The 19,936-nt window shown below is 65.5% G+C and carries 10 protein-coding genes; 7 read left to right on the top strand and 3 right to left on the bottom strand.

Annotation, left to right across the window (positions count from 1 at the left end; genetic code table 11):
• The first annotated feature begins 70 nt into the window (after positions 1–70).
• From EO170_RS09760 to betA, 5 genes are all read left to right on the top strand, one after another.
• Positions 71–886: a thiol:disulfide interchange protein DsbA/DsbL gene (locus EO170_RS09760; protein WP_126944468.1), complete on the top strand. Its 816-nt coding sequence runs from the start codon at positions 71–73 to the stop codon at positions 884–886.
• 49 nt (positions 887–935) lie between these two features.
• Complete coding sequence (locus tag EO170_RS09765; RefSeq protein ID WP_104533297.1) at positions 936–1,673, top strand: endonuclease/exonuclease/phosphatase family protein; 738 nt, start codon at positions 936–938, stop codon at positions 1,671–1,673.
• 136 nt (positions 1,674–1,809) lie between these two features.
• Positions 1,810–3,789 (top strand): choline BCCT transporter BetT, encoded by a 1,980-nt coding sequence (gene betT, locus EO170_RS09770; RefSeq protein WP_126944471.1) that lies wholly within the window; start codon positions 1,810–1,812, stop codon positions 3,787–3,789.
• 40 nt (positions 3,790–3,829) lie between these two features.
• The gene (betB, locus tag EO170_RS09775; protein WP_119129604.1) at positions 3,830–5,302 is read left to right on the top strand and encodes a betaine-aldehyde dehydrogenase; all 1,473 of its coding nucleotides are present in this window, start codon (positions 3,830–3,832) and stop codon (positions 5,300–5,302) included.
• Between the two features lie 172 nt (positions 5,303–5,474).
• Positions 5,475–7,145 carry a choline dehydrogenase gene (gene betA / locus EO170_RS09780; RefSeq protein WP_126944474.1) on the top strand — a complete coding sequence of 557 codons (1,671 nt, stop codon included), beginning with the start codon at positions 5,475–5,477 and terminating at the stop codon, positions 7,143–7,145.
• A 707-nt stretch (positions 7,146–7,852) separates the two neighbouring features.
• On the opposite strand, the gene EO170_RS09790 is transcribed toward betA, so the two are convergent.
• A complete protein-coding gene (locus EO170_RS09790; RefSeq protein WP_126944477.1) occupies positions 7,853–10,732 on the bottom strand; it encodes a TonB-dependent receptor in 2,880 nt (959 codons plus the stop codon).
• A 271-nt stretch (positions 10,733–11,003) separates the two neighbouring features.
• Between EO170_RS09790 and EO170_RS09795 the strand changes: the two genes are divergently transcribed.
• Both EO170_RS09795 and EO170_RS09800 read left to right on the top strand, forming a co-directional pair.
• Complete coding sequence (locus tag EO170_RS09795) at positions 11,004–12,977, top strand: transglycosylase SLT domain-containing protein (RefSeq protein WP_206513993.1); 1,974 nt, start codon at positions 11,004–11,006, stop codon at positions 12,975–12,977.
• An 831-nt stretch (positions 12,978–13,808) separates the two neighbouring features.
• The gene (locus tag EO170_RS09800) at positions 13,809–15,041 is read left to right on the top strand and encodes a multifunctional CCA addition/repair protein (RefSeq protein ID WP_126945379.1); all 1,233 of its coding nucleotides are present in this window, start codon (positions 13,809–13,811) and stop codon (positions 15,039–15,041) included.
• A 183-nt stretch (positions 15,042–15,224) separates the two neighbouring features.
• Here the strand turns inward: EO170_RS09800 and EO170_RS09805 are convergent, their stop codons facing one another.
• Positions 15,225–17,756, bottom strand: a complete 2,532-nt coding sequence (locus tag EO170_RS09805; protein ID WP_126944483.1) for a TonB-dependent receptor — start codon at positions 17,754–17,756, stop codon at positions 15,225–15,227.
• A 755-nt stretch (positions 17,757–18,511) separates the two neighbouring features.
• Positions 18,512–19,882, bottom strand: a complete 1,371-nt coding sequence (locus EO170_RS09810) for a S41 family peptidase (protein ID WP_206513994.1) — start codon at positions 19,880–19,882, stop codon at positions 18,512–18,514.
• Positions 19,883–19,936 lie beyond the last annotated feature (54 nt).

A 19,936-nucleotide genomic window follows, 5' to 3' on the forward strand; every position in this document is an offset into this window, starting at 1 on the left:
GCCGCCCGTGGCATCATGCGCCCCGCGGCCGTCCGGCCCTTTCCTCGCCCCACGCTGGAGATCCAATCCGATGAAGACCCGCTTCGCCCTGACGCTGATGGCGCTGCTGCCGATCCTGGTCGCCTGCAAGGCCCAGGACGGCTCGTCCGATACCGCACCTGCCGCCGCCACGCCGGCCGCCGAGACGGCGCCTGCTCCGGCCGCTGCCACGCCGGCCGCCGACCCCGCCGCGCCGCCTGCGGTGGGCGAGAGCGCCAGCACCGCGCCGGCCGCCGCCCCCAGCGCCGCACCGCGCGCACCCAACGGCCCCGAGCCGGTCGCCGGCACCGATTATCTTGATATCGAAGGCGGCCAGCCCTACCAGCAGGCTGCCGGCAAGATCGAAGTGGCCGAAGTCTTCGGCTATGTCTGCCCCGCCTGCAACGCGTTCCAGCCGCTGATCGGGCCGTGGAAGGCCGGCCTGCCGTCGGACGTGCATTTCGTCTACGTCCCGGCGATGTTCGGCGGCCCGTGGGACGACTACGGCCGTGCGTTCTACGCCGCCGAAACCCTGGGCGTGCAGGAGAAGACCCACGAAGCGCTGTACAAGGCCATCCACACCGAGCAGACCCTCAAGGGCGAGCGCGGCAAGGATTCGGTGCAGGACATCGCCGCGTTCTACGCCAAGTACGGCGTGGACCCCAAGACCTTCATCGACACCATGAGCAGCTTCGGCGTGTCGGCCAAGACCAACCGTGCCAAGCAGTTCGTCACCCGCAGCAAGCTCACCGGCACCCCGTCGCTGATCGTCAACGGCAAGTACCTGGTCAAGGGCCAGAGCTTCCCGGACATGCTGCGCATCGCCGATCACCTGATCGCGCGCGAACGCGCCACGCTGGCCAAGTGATCCTGTCGATCGCAGCCCTGTGAACGCTTCGGATTCGCGCACCCTGCGGGTGCTGACGGCCAATATCCAGGCCGGCTCCAGCACCCGCCGGTACAGCGACTACGTCACGCGCAGCTGGTCGCATGCGTTGCCGCTGGGCAGCAAGCGCACCAGCCTGGACAGCATCGCCAAGCTGGCCGGCGAGCGCGACATCGTCGGCCTGCAGGAGGCCGACCCGGGCAGCCTGCGCTCGGGCTTCACCAACCAGACCCACTATCTGGCCGAGCGCGCCGGCTTCCATTACTGGAGCCACCAGCCCAACCGCCGCATGGGCGGGGTCGCCTCCAGCGCCAACGGCTTGCTCAGCAAGCTGGAACCGCTGGAAGTGCAGGACCATGCCCTGCCCGGCCGGATCGGCGGGCGCGGCATCCTGCTGGCCAAGTTCGGGCAGGGCCGCGAAGGCCTGGCGGTGGCAGTGGCGCACCTGTCGCTGGGCGCCAATTCGCGCATGGCGCAGTTGGCCTTCATCGCCGAGTTGTTGTCCGAGCACCCCAACGCGATGTTGATGGGCGATTTCAACTGCATGGCCGACCGGCCGGAAATGCAGGCGCTGTATCGGCACACGCGCCTGCAACCGCCCAGCTGCGAGGTGCATACGTTTCCGAGCTGGCGTCCGGACCGGGCGATCGACCATATCCTGGTCAGCGACAGCCTGACGATCGAACATATCGAAGCGATTCCCGCAGCGTTCTCCGACCATCTTGCGGTCGGCATGGATATCCGCGTGCCGCTGCACCTGCTGCGCTGACAGCCACGCAAAGTGGCTACGGGTTCGCACTGGCGGACTCGACCGATGACACCCCCTCGACGCCGCCTGTGCGATAACGCAGGCGGTTTTTCGTTGGGAGCACAGCACGTGATACGCATCTTATGAGTGTGTCGGCATGAGTGCGGTAGCGCCGCAGCCCTTGCCGGTGCGCACCCTGCGCCCGGTGTTCGTGCTGGCGGCAACCGTGGTCTGCACGTTTGCGTTGCTGGTGTCGTTGTTTCCGCTGGATGCAGGCCGTGTGCTGCTGGACGCGCAGACCTGGGCCTCGCGCAATGTCGGCTGGTACTACCTGCTGGCGATGACGGTGTATCTGGTGTTCGTGCTCGGCGTGGCCTTGTCCAGCTACGGCAACATCAAGCTCGGCGCCGATCACGACGAGCCGGAATTCAGCTATCTCTCCTGGGCCGGCATGCTGTTCGCTGCGGGCATCAGTATCACGCTGTTCTTCTTCTGCGTCTCCGAACCGCTCACCCATTACCTGCAACCGCCGCAAGGCGGCACCGGTAGCGGTGAAGCCTCGGCGCGTCAGGCAATGCAGTTGCTGTTCCTGCACTGGGGCCTGCACGGCTGGGGCGTGTTCGCGCTGGCAGCGATGGCGCTGGCGTATTTCGCGTTCCGGCACAATTTGCCACTGGCCTTGCGTTCGGCGCTGTATCCGCTGATCGGCAAGCGCATCAACGGGCCGATCGGCTACACCGTGGATGCGCTGGGCATCGTGGCCACCGTGTTCGGCCTGGGCGCGGACATGGGCTTTGGCGTGCTGCATCTCAACGCCGGCCTGAGCACCTTGATGGAGGTGCCGCACGCCCATTGGGTGCAGGTGGCGCTGATCGTGGCGATGATGGGTGCGGCGATCGTGGTGGCGGTGTCCGGCGTGGAAAAAGGCGTGCGCTGGATGTCGGACATCAACATGCTGCTGGCGATCGCGCTGCTGCTATTCATGCTGTTCGCCGGCCCCACGCAGTACCTGCTCAACGCGCTGATGCAGAATCTGGGCGACTACCTTGGCAGTGTGGTCAACAAGAGTTTCGATGTGTACGCCTACGGCGGCCGCAGCGACTGGCTCGGCAACTGGACGGTGTTCTACTGGGCATGGTGGATCGGCTGGGCACCGTTCGTGGGCCTGTTCATCGCACGCATTTCGCGCGGCCGCACCATTCGCGAGTTCGTGCTCGGCGTGCTGCTGATCCCGCTCGGCTTCACCCTGGCGTGGCTGTCGATCTTCGGCAACAGCGCGCTGGACCAGGTGCTGCATCACGGCCAGGGTGCGCTGGCACAACAGGCCATCGCTGCACCGGAGACGGTGTTGTACGCGCTGCTGCAGGGCTACCCGTGGAGCCGCACGGTAATCACGGTGACGGTGGCGATCAGCTTCGTGTTCTTCGTGACCTCTGCCGATTCGGGCACGGTGGTGTTGTCCACGCTGTCCTCCCACGGCGGCGAACCGCACGACGATGGCCCGCGCTGGCTGCGCGTGTTCTGGGGCGTGCTCACCGCGGTGGTGACCGGCGGCCTGTTGCTGGCCGGCAGCATGGACGCGCTGAAATCGGCCGTGGTGCTGGCCTCGCTGCCGTTCTCCGCGGTGCTGCTGCTGATGGCCTGGGGCCTGTCGCGCGCGCTCAGCCAGGAATCGCAGCGCAAGCGTGCACAGCTCTACAGCCCCAGCCCGCTGATCGGGCAATCGCGGCATCACCGCGGCTGGCGTCAGCGCCTGGGCCAGGCGATGCACTTCCCGGCGCGCGATGAGGTCTATCGTTTCATGCACGACCAGGTACGCCCGGCGATCGAAGCGGTCACCGCGCAGCTGCAGGAAGAAGGCTGGCAGGTCAGCAGCCGGCTCGACGACGACGACATGGAGATCAGCGTCGACCACGGCGAGCAGCAGGACTTCCGCTACCAGGTGGTGATGCGCGGCTACCTGACACCGTCATTTGCCGCGCAGCGCCTGCGCAACCAACGCTATTACCGCGCCGAAGTGTATCTGTACGAAGGCAGCCAGGATTACGACCTGGTCGGTTACAGCCGCGAACAGATCATCAACGACATCATCGATCAATACGAGCGTCACCTGCAGTTCCTGCATCTCACGCGCTGAGGTGCCGCCACTGCCGCGTGCGCCCCACAGGAGGTTTGCCATGCCACGTTTCCCCGACCAGTTGCTGTACATCGGCGGCCGCTACGTCCCCGCCCGCGGCGGCCACACCTTCGAGGTGGTCAACCCCGCCACCGGCGAGGTGCTGGCCAATGTGCACAATGCCGGCGCCGACGACCTGGATGCTGCGGTCGACAGTGCCAAGGCAGGTCAGCAGCAATGGGCGGCACTGACCACGGTGGAACGCTCGCGCATCCTGCTGCGTGCAGTGGCGCTGCTGCGCGAGCGCAACGACGCGCTGGCCGAACTGGAAACGCTCAACACCGGCAAGCCGCTGAGCGAAACCCGCAGCGTGGACATCGTCACCGGCGCGGACGTGCTGGAGTACTACGCCGGCGTGGCGCAGGCGCTGCAAGGTGCACAGGTGCCGTTGCGCGAAGGCAGCTTCTTCTACACGCGGCACGAGCCGCTGGGCGTGGTCGGCGCGATCGGCGCATGGAATTACCCGATCCAGATCGCACTGTGGAAAGCCGCGCCCGCGCTGGCGGCCGGCAATGCGATGATCTTCAAACCCAGCGAGGTGACCCCGCTCACCGCACTCAAGCTGGCCGAACTATTCACCGAGGCCGGCCTGCCCGATGGCGTGTTCAACGTGCTGCCCGGCGACGGCGCCAGCGTGGGCACCGCGCTCACCGAGCATCCGCAGATCGAAAAGATCAGCTTCACCGGCGGCACCGCGACAGGACGCAAGGTGATGGCCAGTGCCTCGAGTTCGTCGCTGAAAGACGTGACCATGGAACTGGGCGGCAAGTCGCCGTTGATCGTCTGCGCCGACGCGGACCTGGATCTGGCCGCCGACATCGCGATGATGGCCAACTTCTACAGCTCCGGGCAGGTGTGCACCAACGGCACGCGCGTGTTCGTGCCGCGCGCGCTGCGCACCGCCTTCGAGGCGCGGCTGCTGGCACGCGTGCAACGCATCCACATCGGCGACCCGCTGGACGCGCGCACCACCTTCGGCCCGATGGTCAGCGCCGCGCACATGCAGCGGGTGCTCGACTACATCGAACAGGGCAAGGCCGAGGGCGCACGCCTGCTGTGCGGTGGCGAACGTCTGCGCGACGGCGCATTGGCACAGGGCTGCTATGTCGCACCGACCATCTTCAGCGATTGCACCGACGTGATGACCATCGTGCGCGAGGAGATCTTCGGGCCGGTACTGAGCCTGCTCACCTACGACGACGAAGACGAAGCGATCGCACGCGCCAATGCCACCACCTACGGCCTGGCCGCGGGCGTGGTGACGCCGGACCTGGCGCGCGCGCATCGCCTGATCCATCGCCTGCAAGCGGGCATCTGCTGGATCAACACCTGGGGCGAATCGCCGGCACCGATGCCGGTGGGCGGCTACAAGCAATCCGGCGTGGGCCGCGAAAACGGCCTGGCGACGCTGCAGGCCTATACCCGCACCAAATCCATCCAGGTCGAACTGGAACGCTACGCGTCGGTGTTCTGACGGGCCGACACCATCTGGCAGGCAGTTTCCGACGGCACCGCGCCATGCGCCAGCCGCAGCCTGCGGAACGCGCTGCCGGCTTGAACGTTGCCGTTTCGAACAGCGGCCGCCGGTCCACCGCGCAATCGTTTTGAAAGCCGCTTCACACCGGCACCGCAACAAGGAGAACCCCATGCAACGCGAATACGACTACATCATCATCGGCGCCGGCTCGGCAGGCAACGTGCTGGCTGCGCGCCTGACCGAGGATCCGGGCGTCAGCGTGTTGCTGCTGGAAGCGGGCGGTCCGGATTACCGGCTGGACTTCCGCACCCAGATGCCGGCGGCGTTGGCCTTCCCGCTGCAGGGCCGCCGCTACAACTGGGCCTACGAGACCGAGCCGGAGCCGCATATGGACAACCGGCGCATGGAATGCGGGCGCGGCAAGGGGCTGGGCGGCTCATCGTTGATCAACGGCATGTGCTACATCCGCGGCAACGCGCTGGACTTCGACCACTGGGCCAGGCGCCCGGGCCTGGAGGACTGGAGCTACCGCGATGTGCTGCCGTACTTCCGCACGGCCGAAACACGCGACATCGGCGCCAACGAGTATCACGGCGGCGAAGGCCCGGTCAGCGTGGCCACGCCGAAGAACGACAACAACGTGCTGTTCCACGCCATGGTCGATGCCGGCGTGCAAGCCGGCTACCCGCGCACCGACGATCTCAATGGCTATCAGCAGGAAGGCTTCGGGCCGATGGACCGCACGGTGACGCCGCAGGGGCGCCGTGCCAGTACGGCGCGCGGCTATCTGGACATGGCGCGCCCGCGCGAGGGCCTGCACATCGTCACCCATGCCACCACCGACCGCATCCTGTTTGCCGGCAAGCGCGCAATCGGCGTGCACTATCTGGTCGGCAACAGCAGCGAAGGTATCGACGCGCATGCGCGCCGCGAAGTGCTGGTGTGTGCCGGAGCAATTGCCTCGCCGCAGCTGCTGCAGCGCTCCGGCGTCGGCGCGCCCGACCTGCTGCGCGCACTCGATGTGCAACTGGTGCACGACCTGCCCGGCGTCGGCCAGAACCTGCAGGATCATCTGGAGGTCTACATCCAGTACGCCTGCACCAAGCCGGTGTCGCTGTATCCGGCATTGCAATGGTGGAACCAGCCGGCCATCGGTGCGCAGTGGCTGTTCGCCGGCACCGGCACCGGTGCCAGCAATCAATTCGAAGCCGGCGGTTTCATCCGCACGCGCGAAGAATTCGACTGGCCCAATATCCAGTACCACTTCCTCCCCGTCGCGATCAATTACAACGGCAGCAATGCGGTGAAGGAACACGGTTTCCAGGCGCATGTAGGCTCGATGCGCACCCCCAGCCGCGGGCGCGTGCATGCCAAGTCGCGCGACCCGCGCCAGCATCCGTCGATCCTGTTCAACTACCAATCCACCAATCAGGACTGGCAGGAATTTCGCGATGCGATCCGCATCACCCGCGAGATCATCGCCCAGCCCGCACTGGATGCCTACCGCGGCCGCGAAATCAGCCCGAGCGCAGACTGCAAGACCGATGCCGAGCTGGACGCCTTCGTGCGCGCGCGCGCAGAGACGGCGTATCACCCGTCCTGCTCCTGTGCGATGGGCAGCGATGACATGGCGGTGGTCGATGGACAGGGCCGCGTGCACGGTATGGAAGGCCTGCGCGTGATCGATGCATCGATCATGCCGCGCATCATCACCGGTAACCTCAATGCCACCACCATCATGATCGCCGAGAAGATCGCCGACCGCATGCGTGGCCGCACGCCCTTGCCACGCAGCACGGCCGACTACTACGTGGCCGGCGATGCGCCCGTGCGCGGGTGACGCTGGAAAACGCGGCGCACCGCCCCGGGTCGAGTGCGCGGCGCCCTCACCAGAAAGTTGGTCGGCGCTTGTTCGAAAAGCTGTCTGTGGTGCGGTGTGCATCACGTGGAGCCGATGCTTGATGATCGAACGAGGCGCATCAGCAACGCTCTTACCCTGCACACCGACTATCTCGACTGGTCCTTGCCCGCCCACCGTCGCGGGACCTTACGCGGCATGGATGCCGCGTAAGAGCCTACACGGACGTACTTGCGGCGTGTCCTGCGATGGTGGGCGGGCAAGGGCCCTGCAGCCAACTCACAGCGCCGAGGGCGCGGCGCCCTCACCGCTTGCGGGACACGCCGTAAACCCGTCCATGGGGGCTCGGTGGCGGCATCCATGCCGCCGCACGGTCCCGCAACCGGTGAGGACACCGCACCAGACAGTTGGTCGGCGCTTGTTCGAAAAGCTGTCTGTGGTGCGGCGTGCATCACGTGGAGCCGATGCTTCATGATCGAACGAGGCGCATCAGCACCGCTCTTATCCTGCACACCGACTATCTCGACTGGTCCTTGCCCGCCCACCGTCGCGGGACCTTACGCGGCATGGATGCCGCGTAAGAGCCTACACGGACGTACTTGCGGCGTGTCCTGCGATGGTGGGCGGGCAAGGGCCCTGCAGCAAATCCGCAGATCAGCCGCTCTCCGCTTTACGACTGCCCAGACAGACTAAAACTTCAAGTCGACCCGCGCATACCAGAAGCGCCCACCGGGGATGTCGTAAGTGGACGCGTCATAACCATTGAGGGAGCACGACAGGCACAGCGGCGGATCCTTGTCGAAGACGTTGTTCAAGCCGGCCGTAAGTTGCAGGCCTTTGAGCCAATCGACGCGATAGCCCAGCTGCGCATCGTGATAGGTGATCGCATCCAGGCGGTTGGTGCCCACTGCAGGATCGGAGCACACCGCAAATTCCACCGCATCGCCGCATTGTTCGATGAGTTTGGAAATGTGGCGCGCGGTCCATGATGCAGTCCAGCGGCCCAGCGACCAGTCCAGTACCGCGTTGCTGGTCCATTCCGGGATCGCGCTGTCCACCACTTCGATGCCTGGCCCCTGCGGCTGCCGTTGCCCCGCCGCACCGAGCGCCTCGTAACGGCCCACGAAGGTGTTCTGCCAGGACACCTTGAAACGGCCAAACGCCGTTTCCGGCAATGTCCAGAACAGGTCCACATCCCAACCGTCGGTCTTGATCGAGCCCAGGTTGGTCAAGCGATTGTTGAACGCATTGATGCCGCCGGTGGACGCGCGCCCGACGCCATTGCAATACAGCGCGTCCAGGGTATCCACACACAGGTCCAGCTGCGTTTGCGCATTGATCGCCTGGATCGCGCCATCGACATGGTGCCGATAGAACGTCATCTCCAGATCGAGGCGATCGGACCAACTGGCATTGCTGGCAAAGCCAGGACTGAACACGAAGCCGGCGCTGAAGCTGCGCGAGCGCTCCGGATCCAGCTGCTCGTTGCCGCCGGTGGTGACCGAGATCTGCTGGTTGGCCTGCTGGTAGCCGGCCGGCACGCCGAGCGATGCGCAGTTGGCGGCGCTGCCGCGCGGCGCGGTGCCGCCCAACCCGATCGAGCATGGATCGGACAACTGCAGGTCGGCACGCGCCGCCGAACCGAACAACTCGCCGATGGTCGGCGCACGGAACCCTTCCGCGTAACTGGTGCGCAACACCAACTCATCGGTGACCTGCCAACGCAAGCCGTATTTTGGTGTGAACTCACCGCCGAAGGTGGAGTAATCCGAATAACGGCCAGCGATGTTCAAGTCGAGTTTGTCGCCCAGCGACGAATTGGCGAAGATCGGGATATTGAGTTCGAGATAGGCCTCGTTGACGTCGTAGCTGCCCGAGGTCGGCAATGACGGTACACCGTTGTAGCGCCCCGCCACGGTGAGCGGATCGGGTTGGTAGGACCCTTCGTACTTGCGGTACTCGTAGCCGGTGGCGAACGACACCGCGCCACCGGGCAGCTGGAACAGCTCGCTGCTGAGGTTGGCGGTGAACAGGCTCAACTCGTTCTGGCTGCGGTCGCGCACCACCGGCTGGATCCAGCGCAACATCTCCGGCGTGATGCTGCCGGCGCCGCCGAAGATATCCAGCGGCACGCAGCCGGCCACCGCCGCACACGCGGCCGGATCGCCCAGGCCCAGATTGATGTTGTAGAGGTTGTAGCTGCCGTAGTTGGTCTGTTCGGCCTTGTTCTTGCTGTACATGCCGTTGACGTCCCAGTACCAGGTCCGCGCCGCGCCTTCGAAGGTGCCCACCAGGCCAGTGCCGAAATACTGCGTGTCGACCTGCTGCTCGAACCGGCGCGCACCGCCTTCCACCGGGCGGCGGCCAATCTGGATCAGGTTGGTGGCCGAGTTCAACGCGAAGCCGAATGGATTGAACGGATTGAGCGCGGAAATCACGATGTTGTCGGCCAGCGGATTGCCGGTGCCGGCATCGGGGCCGAGAAAGATCGGCTCGGGCGCGGCCTGGTTGGTCGACTCGCGCCGGTTGCCCAGCGCCTTGACGTACCACTGCACGTCGTCGTTGAAGTAATAGCGAAATTGCGCGAACACGCCCTTGCGCTCGGACGGCGTCAGCAACAGATTCTGTTCGGCGAAGTTGTAGCGGTCCGCGGTGCCGAAACAGTGGTAATCGTCGCTGCGCGTACAGCCGGCACTGCCATCGTATTGCGGCGCACCGACGCCGGCGTTGGGCGTGAGGTTCTGGCGCACGCCGGTGTTGGGGTCGACGAACTGGAAGCGGCCGTCCGGCGTTGCCGAACTGGCGAAGGTCAGCCCGGTGCCCGGAATCGGGAAACGGGCCTGCGCACGATCGCGCGCGTAGATGGGATCCTGCTTGACGTAGCTGGCCCCCAGAAACAGGCTGAAGTCCTCGCCGCTGGTACCCCAGGCCAGGTCCATGCCCTGGTTGGCGCCGTCGCCCTTGCCGTATTGCCCGTAGTTGAGTGTGACCTGCGCACCGTCGAAGCTGCGCCGGGTGATGATGTTGACCACGCCGGCAATCGCGTCCGAGCCGTATAGCGACGAGGCGCCGTCCTCGAGCACCTCGATGCGCTCCACGATCGCCAACGGAATGGTGTTGAGATCGGTCGACGAGCCCACGCCCGAGGCCGAGGATTCGTTGACCCAGCGGATGCCATCGACCAGGACCAGCACGCGCTTGGAACCGAGATGGCGCAGATCCACCTGCGCCGAGCCGGCGCCCACACCACCGCCATCGGGCGGAAAGCCGAAGTTGCCCGACGAGTTGAACTTGGCGTTGAGCGCCGACCCCGAGGCGGTGAGTTCCTGCAGTACCTCGCCGATGGAGGTCAGGCCGGTGCGTTCGATGTCGGCGCGGTTGAGCGTCTGGATCGGCACCTGGCCCTGCAACTCTGCCGTCCGGATGCGCGTGCCGGTGACCTGTACGCTGTCGAGCGTGCGCGTGCTCGGGGCGGCCTCGGGCTGTTGCGCCCAGGCGAGTGTGGGAACCAGACACAAGGACAACGGCACGGCCAGGCATGACCGACGGGGGCCAATCAGATGCTTCATCCTTTCTCTCTCCAGAAGGATTCTTGAGTGTCCGCACGCCCCCGTGCCCTGCGGTCCGCCCCCACTTTTAAACGAAACCTTAACGACCCGCAAGCCGGCTATGCCGCAATGAAAAGTAGTCCGCGCCGCTTCGCGGCGGCAGGCCACGAGTGCGCACGAGCGTTACGCACCTGCACCGCACTGCACGCCCATCGCTGCCGGCAGCGACGGGCGGCACCGGCCTGGTGCGCATTCACTCAGGCGCGCCGGCGTGCTTCGGTATCATCGCGCAATGACCTATGCCCCCCGTCTTGCCACTGTTTTCGTCGGCTTGCTGTGCCTTGGCAGTACTGCGCTGCATGCCCAGAGCCTGGACCCGCAACTGACCGCCATGCGCGATGCCATCGCGGCTGCAGAGCGCGGCCAGTCCGATGCCGGTCAGCTGGCCGCGTTGAACCGCCACCCGCTCTATGGCTGGCTGGAATTTGCCACGCTCAAGCGCAACATCGACAACGTCTCCACCGCACAGGCGCAGGGATTCCTGCAGCGTTATGCGGGCCAGCCGGTGGCCGAGAGCTTCCGCGGCACCTGGTTGCCGGCGGTGGCACGCCGCCAGGACTGGAACACGTTGCTGGCCAACTGGAAGCCCACCGACAACCTGGGCCTGCGCTGCGCGCAGCTGACCGCGCGCCAGGCGACCGGCAAGCTGGATGCACAGTGGAGCCGCGACGCGTTGACCCTGTGGCGCACCGGCAAGGGCCTGCCCGATGCCTGCGATCCGGTGGTTGCCGGGCTGGAAGCGCGGGGCGAACTCACCCCGGCGCTGCGCTGGGAGCGCGTGGAGGCGGCGGCCGATGCACAGCAGCCTGCGGTAATGCGCACGGCCGCGCGCGGCTTGCCGGCGGCCGATCTGGCATTGGCTAACGATTACGCCGCGTTTCTGGACAAGGTGCACCCGCGTGCACTCGGTTGGCCAAAGACCGAGCGCAGCCGTCGCATCGCCGTCGACGGCCTGGCCAAACTGGCCAAGAGCGATCCGGACGCCGCCGAGCAGCAGCTGCCACAGCTGGCTAGCGCACTCGGCTTCAGCGAGGCGCAGCGCGGCCAGGTGCTGTACCAGATCGCGCTGTGGACGGTGGCGTCCTACCTGCCGGATTCGGCACGGCGCCTCAATGCAGTCCCCGATGCCTCATACGACGAGCGCCTGCACGAATGGCGCGCGCGCGAAGCGATGTCGCGTGGCGACTGGCCGGCGGCCCTGGCGGCGATCCGCAAGATGCCGGCGACCCAGCGCAGCGATTCGCGCTGGCAGTACTTCGAAGCGCGCCTGGCCGAGAAGACCGGCGCGGCCGCAGCCGCACAGCCGCTGTATCGCGCAGCCGCGCAATCGCCGACCTTCCACGGCTTCCTGGCCGCCGACCGCCTGCAGCAGCCCTATCGGCTGTGTCCGTGGGAGCCCAAGGACAATCCGCAAACAAAGGCCACCGTTGCACGCGATCCAGCATTGATCCGCGCCATCGCCCTGTTCCAGATCGACCGGCCGGGTTGGGCGGTGGCCGAGTGGAACGATGCCGCGAGCCGCTTCGACGACACCCAGCGCCGGCTGGCGGTGCAGGTGGCCAGCGAAAACGGCTGGTTCGATCGCGCAGTGTTCGCGCTCGGCAAGCAGCCGGACGAACAGCGCCTGTACGCGTTGCGCTTTCCGCTGCATCACGACGACAGCATTCGCCGCGAAGCGGCCAAGAACGCGATCGACCCGGCCTGGGTGGCAGCAGAGATCCGTGCCGAGAGCATCTTCAATCCACGCGCGCGTTCGCCTGCCAACGCGATGGGCCTGATGCAGGTCTTGCCGGGCACCGGCGCGGCGGTGGCAAAGGGCATCGCCCTGCCCGGCTACGCGGGCGCCACCAGCCTGTACGAGCCGGACACCAACATCGCCATCGGCACCGCCTATCTACGCCAGTTGCTCAATACCTACGGCCGGCCCTACCTCACCATCGCCGCCTACAACGCCGGCCCGGGGCCGACCGGGCGCTGGCAATCGCAACGCCCCAACTTCGAGCCGGATTTCTGGATCGAGACCATCAGCTACAAGGAAACCCGCGAGTACGTCGCACGCGTGCTGGCTTTCAGCGTGATCTACGACTGGCAACTCAACGGCGACATGCTGCCGCTGAGTGATCGCCTGATGGGCAAACTGGTGGACAAGCGCCTGAAGCCGGTGTGCACGCCAGGCCAGGCGACCACCAACGCGGCGCAGGACTGAGCTTCAAGTCAGCCGCCAAGCACCACCGCCGGATGAGGTGGTCGCGCTTGCGCGGTTGCGGGTGGTTGTCGCTCGGCCACGGGTGCGAGGGCTGTGTGGCCGCGCCGTTACCGAACAACGCGTCCCAGGCAGCGTTTGCCCCATGCACACCGACCATCTCGACTGGTCCTTGCCCGCTCACCACCGCGGGACCTTGAGCGGCATGGATGCCGCGCCAGAGCCTACATGGACGTACTTGCGGCGTATCCCGCGATGGTGGGCAGGCAAGGGCCCTGCAGGAAATTCGCAGCGCCGAACGCGCGGTGCCCTCGCCGCTTGTGGGACACGCCGTGAACCCATCCCTGGGGGCTCGGTGGCGGCATCCATGCCGCCACACGGTCCCGCAACCGGCGAGGACACCGCACCAGACAGTTGGTCGGCGCTCACTTGAAAAGCCGTCTGTCGTGCTGTGTGCATCAGACGTGGAGCCGATGCGTCATGACTAAACAAGGCGTATCGAGCACTGCTCTTAACCTTGCGCCCCGACCATCTCCATTGGTCCTTGCCCGCCCACCGTCGCGGGACCTTACGCGGCATGGATGCCGCGTAAGAGCCTCCATGGACGGATTCACGGCGTGTCCCGCGATGGTGGGCGGGCAAGGGCCCTGCAGCCAAGCCGCAGATCCGCCGCTCTCAGCGCTACGACTGAATGACCCGCATTGACCAATCGGGACCAGCTGCCGAGATTTGCATGTTGGCGTCACCTGGCATTCCAAAAACGCTGCGCGGAAATCCCACAGCAATTGATGCATGGTGTTTCGACCCGCGCACCGCATCGGGCATCATGTCGCGATGAAGATCTATCTCGTTGGCGGCGCAGTCCGCGATGCCCTGCTTGGCCAGCCCGCTGGCGACCGCGACTGGGTCGTGGTGGGTGCCGATCAGGCGCAGATGGAACGCCTGGGTTTCAAACCGGTGGGGAAAGATTTCCCGGTATTCCTGCATCCGCGTAGCGGCGAGGAATATGCGTTGGCGCGTACCGAGCGCAAGTCCGGGCGCGGCTATCGCGGCTTTGTGGTGGATGCCGATCCATCGGTGACGCTGGAAGAAGACCTGCTGCGCCGTGATTTCACCATCAACGCGATTGCACGCGACGAAGACACCGGCGAGTTGTTTGACCCATATGGCGGCGCGCGCGATCTGCAAGCGCGCGTGCTGCGGCACGTGGGGCCGGCCTTTGTCGAAGATCCCGTGCGTGTGTTGCGCGCTGCCCGCTTCATGGCGCGGCTGGCGCCGCTCGGTTTCACTCTTGCTCCCGAAACTGCCGCATTGATGCGCGAGATGGCCGCCAGTGGCGAGCTGGACAGCCTGGTGCCCGAACGCGTGTGGCAGGAATTACGCCGCGTGCTGGAGAGTGCGCAGCCGTCGGCCTTCCTGCGCACGCTGCACGACACCGATGCGCTGCGCGTCATCCTGCCCGAGATCGATGCGCTGTATGGCGTGCCACAACGTGCCGAGTTTCATCCGGAGGTGGATACCGGCATTCACCAGGAAATGGTCAGCGACATGGCCGCGCGACTGGCGCCCGGCGATGCGCTGGTGGGCTTTGCCGCACTGACCCATGACCTGGGCAAGGCGCTCACGCCGCCGGAGGAGTGGCCGCGCCACATCATGCACGAACAGCGCGGTGTCGCCCCGCTGCAGGCAGTGTGCGAGCGCCTCAAGGTGCCGCAGGATTATCGCCAGCTCGCCATCACCGCCTGCCGCGAGCATTTGAACGTGCACCGCCTGGCCGAGCTGCGCGACCGCACCGTGCACGAGCTGCTGGTACGCTGCGATGCCTTCCGCCGCCCCGAGCGCATCGCGCAACTCGCGCTGGTGTGCGAAGCCGACAAGCGTGGCCGGCGGGGCAGCGAAGAGGCCGCGTATCCACAGGGCGACCAACTCAAACGCCTGCATGCTGCTGCGCTGGCCATCAATGCGCGCGACCTGGCCGCAGAAGGCCTGCAAGGCCCGCAAATCGGCGAGGCGTTGGCGAAGGCACGAATTGCGGCGATTGCGGCGGCGCGCAAGACCAGCGCATAGCCAAGGCGTCGCGCATACCGTCGTAGCAACGCAACAAAGATACGAGCGCGCCAGGCAGGACGTGGCTGCACCGCTCCGGGCTGGCGACCACCCAACCCGGTCGACGTCAGGGATGCGGGGGCACACGTAGGGTGTTCGCCATTCAACCAGGCGGCTGCAGAACAGCAGCCGCCTGGCCATGCGTCACAGCTTGAAGTTCAGACTCAGCATGAAGGAGCGGCCGTTCTTGTAGATGTAGTACGGCTGGTTCTTGTTGCCGATGTAGCTGAAGTAGGTTTCGTCCAGCAGATTGGTGGCTTCCAGTGCCACGCGCAGCCGCTCGGTGGCCTGGTAGCCGAACGACGCATCGACCTGGGTGAACGCATCGGTCATCTGCTGCCCGTTGAGGCGACCGATCTGGGTGAAATATTCCGAGCGCCAGCCCAGGTTCACCCGTGCGCTCCATTTGCCCTGCTCGTAGTACGGGCTGATGTTGTAGGCGTTGCGCGAGTTGTACGGCAGGCTGTAATCGCCATCGGTTTTCGAATCGGAATAGGTGTAGTTGGCCACCACGCCGAACCCGTTGCCGAAGTTGTGCTGCAGGTTGAGCGCCACGCCCTGCACCTTGGCATCGCCGGCGTTGGTCGGCACGGAGGTCTGGTAGGTGCTTGAGCCGCCGGTGGCGTTGTTGAAGAACACCCGGTCTTCCACCGTGGTGAGGATGTAGTTGGAGATATCGCGCGAGAAGAACTCGCCGCTGAGCAGGCTGCTGTCGGAGAAATACCACTCCAGCGATGCGCCCAGGTTGGTGGACTCATACGGGCTCAGGCCGGGATTGCCCGTGGACGCGGTAAGCGTGGTGTCGTCGGTGGCCACGTACGGGGTCATGTTGGTGTAGCGCGGCCGCGCAATCACCTTGGAGGCAGCCAGGCGCAGCATCAGGTCATCGCGCAGGTCGTAGGCGATGTTGAACGACGGCAGCCACTTGCCGTAGCTGTTGAGGAAGTTGACCGGTGTGTAGCCGCCACCGGGCGCGTAGCTGAAACCATCGGTGGAATCACGCGTGTGCACGTACCGCACGCCGATGTTGCCGCGATAGCGCTCGCCGGAAAAATTGCCCTGCAGGAACCAGGCGCGGTTCTGCTCCTCGATGCTGTAGTTGCCGGCGTAGCTGATCGGCAGGCCGGCATCGCCTTCCAGGCCACCGATGTAGCGACCGATCGCACTGCGGCCGATGGTGGACCAGCGTTGCATGTCGGCGCTGGTGGACAGGCCGTCCAGGTAGCCGGACGGCGTGGTGCCTGGCGAAAAATCTGCGAGCGTGCTGCCGTCGTTCGGTGTCCAGGTACGGCTGTAGGACGACTGCCCGGTGGCGTGATTGGTGAGCTTGATGCCGGTCAGGATCTGCGTGAACGGCCCCCACTCCACCGCATGGTCGAAATCCAGCTGCAGGTAGCGCTCCTTGTCGTACTGCGGGCTGTGGCTGGCCGAGGCATTGTTGAGTTGCATCGCCGCCGCGTTGGTGGGGTCGGTGCTGTAGTCCATCGCGGTGCGGCGCCCGTCGATGTCGTAGCTGTAACCGGCGAGATTACGGAACTGGATGCCGTAGATGCGCTCGGCGCCGCCTTGCGAACTGGTATACCCCACCTGGCTGGATGCATTCCAGCCGTCGCCATGCCAGTCCGCGCGCAGATGGATGCTGCCGGTGGTGACATCGCTGTTGCGCAGGTAGCCATCCAGGAATGTGGTGGACTGATCGCCGAAGGTGCCCGAGGTCGCCACGCCGTTCTCGAAGCCCAGCGCCTGCGCATCGCCAGGGTTGGAGCCCCAGTACCCGTAGCGGCTCTGGTTGTAGTTGTCGAAACTTTCCTTGACGTACAGGCCGGTCAGGTTGAGCTCGAAATCGGCATCCGGCTTCCACTGCAATGCAGCGCTGACACCATCGCGTTTGCGCGTCTGCTGAAACAAGGCGGTGTTGATCGAGGTCGGAAATACGCCGGTGTTAGTGCCGACCACGGCCGGCGGAAACGCAGCGCCGGCGACATCGTCGTAGCCGAAGATCTCCACGCCATCGCGACGCAGCACGCGCTGCGAATGCATCACCGAGGTGAGGACACCGAACGTTTCATCCTGGTTCTTCCAGCTGTACAGGGCCGAAGCGTTCGGCTTGCCTTCGTCGGACCGGTCGTTGTAACCGTAGCTCACCGTACCGGTCAGCGTATTGCGTTCGAGCTCCAGCGGCTTGCGCGTGTGCACGATCACGGTGCCACCGATCGAACCTTCGTCGATGCGCGCCTCCGGTGTTTTGTAGACCTCCATCAGGCCGACCACTTCCGGCGCCAGCGTGCTGTAGTTGAACGAGCGGCTGTCCGGGTCGTTGGGGTCGCCGCCCCAGCTGGTGGAGGCAATGGTCTGGCCGTTGAGCAGCACACGGTTGAGCGCCGGATCGGTGCCGAGGATGCTGACCTTCTCGCCTTCGCCGAACTGCCGGTCCACGGTGATGCCGGACAGGCGCGACAGTGACTCGGCGACGTTGGTATCGGGGAATTTGCCGATGTCTTCGGCGCTGATCGCATCGACGATCGCATCGGCATTGCGCTTGACGTTGAGTGCCTTGCCGAGGCTGGCTTGATAGCCGACCACCTTGACCTCGTCCAGCGTGGACACCGATGGGCTGGTCTGCGCGGGCGGCTGTTGCTGGGCGGGTTCCGCCTCCTGCGCAAACGCGGGAAGCATGCTGGCACCGGCAAGGGCAGCGCCTCCCAGCAGCAGGCGACGGACGGCAACGCTCAGTCGCGAGCGACATGGCGCACGCTCGGCAGCGTTGGCGGAATCACGGGACAACTCACACACACGGGCTTGCAGCATTGCGTGGACCTCTTGGCTGATGCGTCGGGTCGCAACCGTCCGGTTGCTTGAGAACGCGCAGAGCGCGCGCCACACCCGCGATCCGTCCCCCTGTACACCGGACGGCGAGCAGCGTCTTCCCGCAGGCCGGTGGCGGCGTGCGGGGCAAGGCGCCAGGCCGATGCATGACCGGCCGGCAACGTCTTTCATGAAGTCGGAGCACGCTCCTGATCGCTGACAACGTTATCAGCGAAGGTGCCTTCCCCACGCGGCGCTGTCAACTCAACGACACAAATAGCCACTTTCATGCCTGAAACCGCGCCCTGAGTGCAGATATTGGAATGACAATGCAATCGTGACCGCATTCCTTCGCCTCGATGAATAGACCACTGCCGTTAGAGGACGGCCGCCATAGGCCGCGCGGCCGAATGCCGCAATGCAGCGTGTTTGCAGACATCGATGTGGTGCGTGCAAGCGTTTAATGTTCCGCAGGCAGTGTTCGCGCACTGCAGATCGCCTTGCGATCGCGGCACTCGGCGGCGAAGCAAGCCATTGCAACCACGTCGGGTCCATACGGCTAACAGCGCACCGACACCGGTCGATCGTCACATGTCTGGCGGATACGTCAGCCCTCGAACAGGCGATCACCTGGAACGGATGCAGGCCTGCGTCCGCAGCCACTGTGCAGCAGCATCGATCATATCCACCTGCGAGCCAAGCAGGACATCCGGCTGCAGCCGGCCGTCGGTGCGACGCCCGTTGCGATCCTGCGTGTGGCTACTGGCAATCGCAAGGACAGCGCCGCCAGGCAGGTCCACAGAGCGATTGCCGGTGGTCTGGCCGGCGCTTGGCTGACCGAAGCTACGCGTATTTGCACGGCCGCGAAAGGAGATCGCGACCATCTCGCCCGCACTTGCGGTCCTGGGGCCGATCAAGATCGCGACCGGGCGATCTATTTGCAGCGAGGCAGTCGCGCGTGCCGAAGATCGTGCCCGCCAGGGCGATTGCTTGCCTGCCGCATCGACAAAGCTGCCGAGCACTGCATCACCCAGTAGCGGATGCAGCCCGTTGATCATTGGCCACATCGTGCCGCCGGTGTTATTGCGTACATCGACGATCCAGCCACAGCTGGCCTGTGCGGCGGCTTGATCCAGCGCCGTTGCAAGCGATGTCCCGTAAGCATTGCTGACTTCCTTGGAGGACGTCATCAGGCCGGGGACCTCGAGATAGGCGATGCCGGATGGCAGCAGACGCGCCTGCATGGTGGGCCGCTCGCGCTGTGCAACGGCTTCCACGGCATATCGCCTGGAAGGACGCATCAGGAAACTATGGCCGTCATCGAGCTGGGCGACCAATGCATCGATGGCGACATAGGCGTCCACTTCGCGCATGTCCGCGGCCTGCGCACGCAGCTGCGGCTCACGCGTGGTCCAATCGATGCGGGCGCTGTGCAAGGCGTTCTCCCGGATCGCGGGGATGGCGACATCCAGGATCGCGCTGGCCGATGCCGCATCGGCCAGCGGCTCTGCAATCAAACGCAGCTGGCTTACGTCCAGCGCTCCATCGCCTCGCAGCACAACACCGATCAACACCTTCTGCGCGCCCATCGGTACCTGTAGCGCAATGGAGCGGCTTGCACGCGTCGTACCGACGACCGGGTCGGTTTGTGAGCTTTCGAACGCCAGGCGTTTGCCATGCGCATCGTCGGCGCGCATCCACAACGTAGCGCCCTGCGATGCGTTGGAGGTTGCCAATACACCGGACAACAGCAACGACTGGCCGCGCAAGGAAACCGCGTCCAACGCTGCGGAGGCAGCCCCGAACGGCGCAGTGCGCGCGGCAACTGCGGTCAGACGCAATTGCGCCCCTTCACCGGACTGCACGTCGCCTTGCACGGCAGTCAGTTGGTAATCAGCGCCACCGGCAGCCGCGTACCAGTGTGGAATCGCTGCCACCGCATGCACGCTGCACAACAGGCTCAGCAGCAGCCACCATCGCGTCCATGCGTAGTTCATCCTTCACCCGTCGCAAGCTGAGGTCGGACGCAACTCTAGCAGTCATCTGAATGC

The sequence above is a fragment of the Xanthomonas sp. BRIP62409 genome (assembly GCF_003992965.1).
In the GTDB taxonomy this organism is placed as follows: Bacteria; Pseudomonadota; Gammaproteobacteria; order Xanthomonadales; family Xanthomonadaceae; genus Xanthomonas; species Xanthomonas euroxanthea.